The organism is Blastomonas sp. CCH1-A6, from assembly GCF_001556365.1.
Taxonomy (GTDB): Bacteria; Pseudomonadota; Alphaproteobacteria; order Sphingomonadales; family Sphingomonadaceae; genus Blastomonas; species Blastomonas ursincola.
The window spans coordinates 1-9,328 of sequence record NZ_LSIS01000329.1 but is presented as its reverse complement, the minus strand read 5'-3'; the positions used below and the strand labels follow the sequence as shown (position 1 = coordinate 9,328).

Here is a 9,328-nt window from a genome sequence, read left to right as displayed (position 1 = left end):
CCGCCGCTCTCGCTGCGCGGCACTGCGATCTCGATTCGTAAGTTTTCCGAGAAACCGATCACGCTCGACAATCTGAAGGATTGGGGCGCGATGTCGGAAAAGATGGCGACCGCGCTCAAGATCGCAGGCGCCTGCCGCTTCAACATCGTCATCTCGGGCGGTACCGGCTCGGGCAAGACGACGATGCTCAACGCATTGTCGAAGATGATCGATCCGGGCGAGCGCGTGCTGACCATCGAGGACGCGGCAGAACTCCGCCTGCAGCAGCCGCACTGGCTGCCGCTGGAAACGCGTCCGCCGAACCTCGAGGGCAAGGGCGCGATCAGCATCGGCGATCTCGTCAAGAACGCGCTGCGTATGCGCCCCGACCGCATCATCCTGGGCGAAATTCGTGGCGCGGAGTGCTTCGATCTGCTCGCCGCGATGAACACCGGTCACGATGGATCGATGTGTACGCTCCACGCCAACAGCCCGCGCGAAGCTCTCGGCCGTATGGAAAACATGATCCTGATGGGCGACATCAAGATCCCCAAGGAAGCCATCAGCCGCCAGATCGCGGAGTCGGTGGACATCATCGTGCAGGTGAAGCGCCTGCGCGACGGTTCGCGCCGCGTGACCAACGTCACCGAGGTGATCGGCATGGAGGGCGAGGTCATCGTCACCCAGGAACTGTTCAAGTTCGAATATCTGGACGAAGGCAGCGACGGCAAGATCATCGGCGAATATCGCTCGACGGGTCTGCGCCCCTATACGCTGGAAAAGGCCCGCCAGTTCGGCTTCGAACAGGCGTTTCTGGAAGCCTGTCTCTGATCAGAAGCCCTTCAGCGCGAAGGCGGCCGAGATGATTGCGCCGGTAATTGCCAGCATCGAGATGCTGGTCCACGGCATGAAGCCGACCCGGTCGAAATTGGTGCGCCGCATGCGCCGCGCGTCGGCGAAGGCGGCGGTGCCGGCGAGCGCCGACATGGCAAGGGCCAGCTGAGCCCAGAGACTGTGAAACATGCGCGCTCCCTTGTGGTGGGCGTCATTTGGGGTGCGCAACGCCAATGTCCAGCCCGATTTGCCCAATTTGCCATTAATCTTGACGCTACGCGGCGTTGGGATCACCCTCACCTTCCGTAGCGTCTGCAGGGGGAGGCACGGCATATGCGCGGAACGGGTTTTGTCTGGGGACTGCTGGCCAAGGCCGCGCCCGATACCGTCCACGGATCAGGGCCCGGGCTGGACAGACGGCAGGTGCTCGCTGGTATTGCCGCGATGGGCCTGGCCCCTTCCCTGGTCGAGCCTGCCGAAGCCAGGATCAGCCAGCGCAGCCGCATCGCGATCATCGGCGCGGGGCTCGCCGGATTGGTCGCGCTCGACCGGCTGGTCGCCGCCGGTTTCGATGCGACGATCTACGAAGCGCGCGGGCGTGTCGGGGGCCGGGTCCTGACCTCGAACGGACTTCCTGAAGCAGGACTCTATGTCGAGGATGGCGCGCATCTGGTGAACACCAACCATGCCGACATCCTGGCGCTGGCAAAGCGGTTCGACATCGGCCTGATCGACCGTGGCGCGATGGTGACGCACGAGGTGTTCGTGGTCGATGGCAAGGCGGTGACCGAAGCCGATCTGATCGCCGAATTCCGCCCACTGGCCGCGCGCATCGCTGCGGATGCCGCGCTGGTGGACGAGGATTTCGACACCCACGGCGCGCGGTTCGACACGATGTCGGTGCGGCAGTATCTCGATGCCGCCGGCGCCGCCGCGAGCCCGCGCGCACGGGCGCTGATCGAGGCGACGATCCGCACCGAATTTGGATCGGAGCCGGACGAGGTCTCGGCGCTCGAGCTGTTCTTCAACCTGCCCGCGATCGATACCGACCGTGTCGCCCTCATTTCGGGGAGCGACGAGCGCTACAGCCTCGCGGGCGGCTCCTCGACCATCCCGCGCGCGCTGGCTGCGCCGCTGATGGACCGGATCAGGACCGGACATGCGCTGCTGGGGCTGCGGCGCAAGAGCAAGGCGGTGGAGCTACGCTTTGCCAATGGCGCGATGGTCGTCGCCGACCGCGTCATCGTCACGGCCCCCGCGCAGGTGCTCCGCAGCATCGATTTCGGTGACACGCTCCCCGCCCCCTGGCTGGCGCTGACGCGCGAGCTCAGCTGCGGGCGCAACGAGAAGATCAACGCCGGCTATGCCACGCGCCCATGGGAACCGGTCACCGGCGCGGGCGGTGCCGCCTGGGCCGCGCGCACCGGCGGCGATCCGGGACTGTTCAGCGAATTCTGGGGCGCGAGCGCGGGGCAAGATGCGGTTCCTGCGGGCGTGCTCACCTGGTTTTTCGGCGGCAACCAGACCTCGGGCTTGGCCGATCTTTCGCCCGAAGCCATGGTGCGTGTTTGCGAACGCGAGATCGCACCCGCCGTGCCCGGCCTCGCCGCACGCAGCGTACGCCGCACCGCCTGGGCGATGGATCCTTTCGCGCAAGGTGCCTATTCGCGCTTCCTGCCCGGCCAGCTCACCCGCTTCGCGCGGCATTTCTGGGTGGAGGAAGAGGATGGAAAGGTCACCGCGCCTCTGTCCTCCGGCCCGATCCTGTTTGCAGGCGAGCATCTCTCCGATGCGCACACGGGTTACATGAACGGCGCAGCGCAAACCGGACGGCTGGCGGCGGAACAGTTGATCGGGGTGCGGGGTTAATCGGCTGTGCCTGAAGCTCAGCAGGATGTGCGCCGATGGTTTTGATGACTTCACTCGCAATGGCCCTGGCCGCACCCGAAGCCATCACTCTGGGCGAGGCACTTACACTGCCCCCGGCAGAGGCAGGCGATCGCATCATCGGTGAACGTCCGCATGGTCAGATAATTGCGATCAAACCCTTGCCCAGACGCGGCATGGACCCGCCTGGCATGTTGCAAGTCAGGCTCGTGGAGTTGGGAAGCGAGGTATCCGACGGTTGCGTACGGCAGCTCTGGATAACAACATTTACCCATGGCCCGGATCAGCCCCGCGAAGCTGCGAAGGCGAGCACGCTATATCCTCAGCAGCAGGTTGCACTGAAACCCGCTGGAGGATGCAGCACAGCATCCTACGTCGAGATTGATGCCAGATTACCTCCGGATCAGGCGCTTCGTGCGCTGGCCAGTCTGAAATCACCGGCGGTTTTGCGTCGGACCTCTATAATAATCTGCCGGGACGAAACTCGATCTGCACTCTGCACCACCGACTCGAGGTTGCGTAGCGAACTCGCAACGCTTACCCCCTGGATGATCACCAATCAGAACGGCCCGGTCGAGCTATGGCTCGGCGTCCCCGGTCAGGTGATCACCATTGTCACCTTGTCGAAGGCGTCAGGGAAGATCGCGTCCGTCAGGCGCGCAATTCCTGCCCCCTTCTGAGCCGAAGCTTACTCCGCTTTCACCGACCCGAACAGAAGCCCGCGCCACCCCGAGCGGTCGAACGGTTGCCAGCCGTCCTCGGCCTGGGCCAGGCGATCGGCGATCGCGTACATCACCATCGGGTTGACGCCGAGGCCGCAATGGCTAGCGAGCACCTTGATATTGTCGGTCTGCGGGCCCGGCTTCTGCACCGATCCGCGCCAGGCGACGATACCATCGGTCTTGCTGAGGATCGAGGTGGTCGGCACCGGCGGGGCTTCGTCGAGATTGCGGAAACGGCCCGCCTGGAGCGGTTCGGGCTCGGGGCCGTTCAGGCGTTCGAACAGACGGCGCGCATTGGTATGGCCGCGATCGTTCGAGATCGGGCTGCCGAGCGAGATCACCTGGCGCACCTTGTCGGGCGCGTTCTTGGCGATCTCGCGCGCGAACACGCCCCCCAGGCTCCAGCCGATGATCGAGACCTTGCGGCCCGAGCTCGCATGGATGCGGTCGAGCAGCTCGTTCATCTGCGCCTCGCGCGCATTGTCGATGCGGATGTTGCGGCCCATGTCCCAGCCATGCGCGTCATAGCCCAGGCTCTTGAGCAGATCGCGCATCGGCTTGGTCGACCGGTCGCTCGCGAGAAAGCCCGGAAGCACCAGCACGCTGTGGCCATCGCCCCGCGGCAGCATCGCAAGCGGGCCGCGCAAGGCATAGAATGCGCCGAGTTCGACCAGGGCACGCCCCTCGCTGAGGGTCCAGAAAAGGTGTGGCGGCCTGGCGGCACTCGGATTGGCGGCAGGTGCGGTAGCGGTCATGAAGTCTCCGATCTGTCACACAATATGGCGCTGCGCTCCGCAATTGCCAGCGCAATCACGCTGATGCGGCTGCCTTGCTCTTCCCCTTGCGCTTCGCCGCAAGCTTCTCGGCCGCTTCGGACCCACCCGATGCCAAAGCCGCCATGAGCTCGTCGAACGAGGCCTGCAGGCATTCGGAGTAGCATTCGGGATCGGGCATCGCCTTGCGGCAGGCGGTAAAGCCGATCGTCGCCTGGTCGACATAGCTCTGCACCACATGGCCGAGCGCGAGCCCGTCGGTCAGGCAAAGCAGCCCGTGCATGCTGATCATCTGCGCGCCGGTGGAATAGATCGGCACCGGCGGGCCGGGCACGTTGGTGACGACTGTGCTGAATGGCGGCTTGACATAATTGGCGAGGCCCAGCCGGGTATAGAGCTGCGCCCCCAAGGCCATGAACAACGCTGGCGAGACCTTGCTCATCTCGGTCATCTGCCGCGCGCCGAGCGCATCGGTCATCGCCTTGGACTGGATCGTCTGTTCGTGGACATAGGCGAGCCGCGCGACCGGATCGGCGATATGGCTGCCCAGCGGCACGATCATCGCCGACACCTGGTTGCCCATGGTGTTCTTTTCCTTCTCCGCGCGCACCGAGATCGGCGCCATCGCGGTCAGGCTCGCCTCGGGCAGCTCGCCATGCGCCGAAAGATAGCGGTGCAGCCCGCCCCCGATGATTGCGAGAAACACGTCGTTGATCTTGCACCCCGGCGAGAGCGAACGCAGCGCCTTGACGTCGGCCAAGGTGAAGGTGCGCCCCTCGACCACGCGATTGGGCGAGACCGGCACGTTGAAGCGCGTGCGCGGCGCGGAAATGGCGGGATTGAGGCTGAACTCGCTGGTCACCAGCCCCTTGGCGGCGCGGTACAGGCCGGGCGCGGCCTTGGCGATCACCCCGGTTTGCCGCCAGGGGTTGAGCCAGGCCCGCGCATAGCCCTTGAGGAACAGCCCCAGCGGATCGGGCACGCGATCGGGGCGCCACGCCCTGGAGGCCGGCGGCGGCGGATCGCCGGGGCGCAGTGTGTGCAGCGCATCCATCAGATCGATCCCCGACATGCCGTCGATCGCGGCATGGTGCACCTTGGTGATCATCGCGAAGCTGCCCTTGGGCACGCCCTCGATATTGTCGAGCCCCTCGACGACGCAGAACTCCCAAGGCGGGCGCGTGAGATCGAGCGGGCGCGAAAAGATGCGCGCCGCCTGGATGCACAGCTGCCGCCAGTCGCCCGGCTTGGGGAGCGCGACATGGCGCACATGATATTCTAGATCGAAATCCGGGTCCTCGATCCAATAGGGATAATCGAGATTGAGCGGGACCTTGACCAGCCGCTGCCGCATCGTCTGCGACAGGTGCATGCGCGATTCAAAAAAGGCCAGAATATCCTTGAACCGGACGAACCCACCGGGTGCTGTCGACGGATCGTAGATCAGGATCGATCCGATATGCATAGGCGCGTTGCGCTGCTCCAGCGCGACGAACGATGCGTCCATGCCCTGCAATTGCCGCATGACGTCCCCTCCCAAGGATGGCACGCCGGCTGTACCGGTCGCGCGAGTGGGGCGAGGCTAACAGATTGCGGAGGGAGGGCAAGCACCCCGAGGGCCGGCTCGAACCGGCGAGATAGGCGGGTGGCGCATCGGAGGCTAAGCTGCGACCTCGGCGGACCGATGCACCACCCTATCCGCAGCTTTGGGGTGTCCGTTCAAGCTGCGGCATCTTTCAAGCAGTTGGGTTGGAGCGGTTCGGGGAGGGGTTTGCTCCGCTGCTTGTCGTGCATGGTATATGGCACAACGTATCATTGTTTCCATTTGAAAGGACGACGATGATTCGATAGACATTCTCTATCGAGCAGGGGGTCGCACATGCCTAGTCTTCGCCAATTGCAATATCTGGTCGCGCTGGACGACCACCGCCATTTCGGACGGGCGGCCTTTGCGGTCCATGTATCGCAGCCGACGCTCAGCCAGCAGCTGCGCACGCTGGAGGCGCGGCTGGGTGCATCGCTGATCGACCGCAGCGGCCAGGATGTCCAGCTGACTCCATTGGGGCGCGACATTGCGGCGCGCGCGCGCGGCATCCTTGTCCAGGTACGCGACCTTTCCGACCTCGCGCGGCGCGCAGGCAAGGGCATCGGCGGCACCTTGCGCTTCGGCGTGACCCCGACACTGGGCCCCTATCTGATGCCCGCAATCGTGGCCGGGCTGCACCGCGAACAGCCCGATCTTCGCCTGCACATTCGCGAAGGCATTCCCGACGATCAGGTCCGGCAGGTGATGCGCGGCGAGCTAGACATGATGCTGTGTCCGATGCCGGTCGATGCGACGGGAATCGTGGTCGAACCGCTGTTCAGCGAACGCATGTTCGTCATCGCGCCGCCCGATCACCGGCTGGCCGGGCAGAAGGACATTCCGGCAGACGCACTCAAGGGCGAAGGCTTTCTGACGCTTGACCGGCGCCACCATTTCCACCGGCAGACGCGCGACATCTGCGAGCAGGTCGGCGCACACATCCTCCACGACTACGAAGGCACGAGCCTCGACAGCATCCGCCAGATGGTGGGCTCGGGCATCGGCCTGGCACTGCTGCCGGAACGCTATATGGCCGCCGAAACCCAGGCGGCAGAAGTCGTGGCAACGCTCGACATTGCCGGATGGAATGCACGTCGCTCGATCGCGGCCCTGTGGCGCACCGGTGCGGCATTCAGCGACGGCTTCCATGCCATCGCCGAATTCATCCGCAGCTATGTCAACGAGACTGGCTGACCAGGCACCTCACGCGTCTGCAGCGACCATCCTGCCCATCTGCCACATCAGGTTGTAGATGAGATTGCGTGCATCCTCGCCGAGCATCTCGCGCGTCTGTCGATCAAAGGCAGCGCGATTGCCGCGCGCGGCGCTGCGCACCATCGCGACAAACATTGTCTCATCGGGCGAGAGCCGTGCGCAGCACGGGCGAGAAACGCAGAACGGTTCTGGCCAGGCCTGGCCCATCGCCTCGACAACCAGCGACAGCTGGTTGGACAGCGCGGTGCTGCCCAGCCTTGCCGCGACATGCGGCGCGGGGTCGGTGCCGGACTTGTGCGCGAACACTGCAATTCTGAGCGCCACGACCAGCCTTGCCTCGACCAGCGTTGCAGATCCCAGTTCGGCCGGTCGATCCAGCATGTCTTGCCACCAAAAGCCCATGACCACTCCTTCGCTTTGCCGTCGCCGCGCTTCATCGCAGCGACTGGCCCAGGTTATTGCGACTCGCTCGCATTAGCAAGAATATTCGCATGGGCAGAAATTTTACCGTTCCGGCCATTGAAGTCGGCCAGCGATTGTCCTAGATTGTTGGTGTCGGGATGCTTCCCCCCCTTTCGCATTCCGACAGGTGCACTAGTGCACCTCCTCCCTGAACCTTGGCCGCCTCGTGATCCGTCACGAGGCGGTTTTTTCTTGAATTCAGTAGGTTATTCGGCGGCGATGGCGAGGTCGGAACCGCGATCGGTGCGCAGCATGTCTTGCGCCAGGGTGCCGACGAGATGTGCCAGCGCGGCGCTGACCCGCGCAAGACCGGGCCCTGGCTGCTTGAGATCCGCTGCGAGATAGAGGCTGCGGTCGATCTCGACCTGCAGCGCATGGATCCCCCTTGCAGGGCGCCCGTGCCGATCGAGCACATAGCCGCCGGCATAGGGATGGTTGAGTGCCACCTCGAATCCCGACCGCGCCATGGTCCTTAGCGCCAGATCGCACAGAGCCCCGTCGGCGGACCGCCCGAACCTGTCACCAAGCACGATCTGCGGCGGTCTGGCCGGGCCTTCCGGCCGCAGGGGCGGCATCGAGTGCAGGTCGATCAGCAGCGCACAGCCGAATCGCGCCTTGAGGCTGGCCAGCGCCTGGCCAAGCGTCCAGTGATAAGGATCATGCAACTGCGCGATCCTTCCGGCGATCGCCGATTGCGCAAAGGGCCGACGCCAGAGTTCCCCATGGTCGGCCAGACGGCGCGGTACCAGCCCCAGACCGCCGCGCACCTTGGCGCTGGGCTGGGCAAAGGCGGTACGCGGCGCATCAGCCACCATCTGCGGATCGATCTCGCTCGGCGCGCGGTTGAGGTCGATCCAGGCGCGCGCGGCATGCGCGACCAGGGTAGGACATCCGAGCTTCACAAGATCGGGCAGCAGCATGTCGGCATGCCGGTCTTCGAGTCGCTCCAGTATTTCGGGAGCAACGCGCGAATTCTGCAGAATTTCGTCGGGATAATCGCGCCCGGCATGCGGAACCGCGACCAGCACCGGCAGCCGCGCCCCTTCCACCCCTTCCAGGCTGAAATGGCGCGATGGCATCGCGGCTTGGCTGGGCGCGTCGTCCATGGCGCAACGGCATGCGCCAAAGCTTCGGCCAAGTCAAAGGCAGAGACCATGCGACTGCCCCAGCGGGCTTGCGTTTACTTCCTCTCCAGTCGCTGTCCTGCTTCGGGGCATCGCGCAAACAAGGTAGGCGGCTGGCTGGAAAATCTTAACCGCCTGGGGCATACAAGACCCGGAAAGCTTCCATGGAGGACAGTGGGGATGTTGCGGATTTTGCTGGCGGAAGACGATGCAGCCATGCGGACCTATCTGCAGCGCGCGCTGGAAAAGGCCGATTACGAGGTCGTATCGGTCGATCGCGGCACGGCGGCGCTGCCGCTGCTGCAGGACGAGCATTTCGATCTGCTGCTGACCGATATCGTGATGCCCGAAATGGACGGGATCGAACTGGCCCAGCATTGCGGCCGCATTTCGCCCAATACCAAGGTGATGTTCATCACCGGATTCGCGGCGGTCACGCTCAAGGCCGAGCAGGCCGCGCCGAGCGCGCGGGTGCTGTCGAAGCCCTTCCACCTCAAGGATCTGGTGCTCGAAGTCGATCGTGTCTTCTCGCGCGGTACCTTCGCGCAGAGCCTTTGACGCAATAATCGGACCGCGGCTTCATTTACCGCTTGCACGAGCGCCAAGCTCTTTGTAATGGACCGCCCTTGCCGCGGCGCACAGCACCGGCAGCAAGGCTAAAGCGTGGGCGTATAGCTCAGTGGTAGAGCACTGTGTTGACATCGCAGGGGTCGGAAGTTCAATCCTTCCTACGCCCACCAGCCTTCC

Annotated in this window: 10 protein-coding genes and 1 tRNA gene; 6 read left to right on the top strand and 5 right to left on the bottom strand. The window is 64.5% G+C overall.

From position 1 onward, the window contains the following. Positions 1 to 810 (top strand): ATPase, T2SS/T4P/T4SS family (locus tag AX735_RS16015; RefSeq protein ID WP_202189597.1); only part of this gene is annotated, 810 nt, incomplete at its 5' end. Here AX735_RS16015 and AX735_RS25265 read toward each other — a convergent pair. After that, a complete protein-coding gene (locus tag AX735_RS25265; protein ID WP_137775503.1) occupies positions 811 to 1,002 on the bottom strand; it encodes a hypothetical protein in 192 nt (63 codons plus the stop codon). Positions 1,003 to 1,146: 144 nt separating this feature from the next. Between AX735_RS25265 and AX735_RS16010 the strand changes: the two genes are divergently transcribed. Next, positions 1,147 to 2,682, top strand: a complete 1,536-nt coding sequence (locus tag AX735_RS16010) for a flavin monoamine oxidase family protein (protein ID WP_066282338.1) — start codon at positions 1,147 to 1,149, stop codon at positions 2,680 to 2,682. A gap of 35 nt (positions 2,683 to 2,717) precedes the next feature. Next, entirely contained in the window at positions 2,718 to 3,380 is a 663-nt protein-coding gene (locus tag AX735_RS16005; protein ID WP_137775502.1) for a hypothetical protein, read from the top strand. An 8-nt stretch (positions 3,381 to 3,388) separates the two neighbouring features. On the opposite strand, the gene AX735_RS16000 is transcribed toward AX735_RS16005, so the two are convergent. Together AX735_RS16000 and AX735_RS15995 are read right to left on the bottom strand one after the other, a co-directional pair. Then, on the bottom strand, positions 3,389 to 4,177 hold the full coding sequence (locus AX735_RS16000) for a lipase family alpha/beta hydrolase (protein ID WP_066282334.1): 789 nt from the start codon (positions 4,175 to 4,177) through the stop codon (positions 3,389 to 3,391). Positions 4,178 to 4,232: 55 nt separating this feature from the next. Further along, the gene (locus tag AX735_RS15995; RefSeq protein WP_231750145.1) at positions 4,233 to 5,720 is read right to left on the bottom strand and encodes a WS/DGAT/MGAT family O-acyltransferase; all 1,488 of its coding nucleotides are present in this window, start codon (positions 5,718 to 5,720) and stop codon (positions 4,233 to 4,235) included. Positions 5,721 to 6,074: 354 nt separating this feature from the next. Here AX735_RS15995 and AX735_RS15990 point away from each other — a divergent pair, with 354 nt between their 5' ends. Next, on the top strand, positions 6,075 to 6,974 hold the full coding sequence (locus AX735_RS15990; protein WP_066282332.1) for a hydrogen peroxide-inducible genes activator: 900 nt from the start codon (positions 6,075 to 6,077) through the stop codon (positions 6,972 to 6,974). A gap of 9 nt (positions 6,975 to 6,983) precedes the next feature. Here the strand turns inward: AX735_RS15990 and AX735_RS15985 are convergent, their stop codons facing one another. Both AX735_RS15985 and AX735_RS15980 read right to left on the bottom strand, forming a co-directional pair. Next, positions 6,984 to 7,376, bottom strand: a complete 393-nt coding sequence (locus AX735_RS15985; RefSeq protein ID WP_060978871.1) for a hypothetical protein — start codon at positions 7,374 to 7,376, stop codon at positions 6,984 to 6,986. Positions 7,377 to 7,663: 287 nt separating this feature from the next. Next, the gene (locus tag AX735_RS15980) at positions 7,664 to 8,563 is read right to left on the bottom strand and encodes an N-formylglutamate amidohydrolase (RefSeq protein ID WP_082751156.1); all 900 of its coding nucleotides are present in this window, start codon (positions 8,561 to 8,563) and stop codon (positions 7,664 to 7,666) included. Positions 8,564 to 8,761: 198 nt separating this feature from the next. Between AX735_RS15980 and cpdR the strand changes: the two genes are divergently transcribed. Continuing rightward, positions 8,762 to 9,139 (top strand): cell cycle two-component system response regulator CpdR, encoded by a 378-nt coding sequence (gene cpdR / locus AX735_RS15975; protein ID WP_060978870.1) that lies wholly within the window; start codon positions 8,762 to 8,764, stop codon positions 9,137 to 9,139. Between the two features lie 107 nt (positions 9,140 to 9,246). Beyond that, positions 9,247 to 9,321: transfer RNA gene (locus tag AX735_RS15970), tRNA-Val, on the top strand. Positions 9,322 to 9,328: the final 7 nt, after the last annotated feature.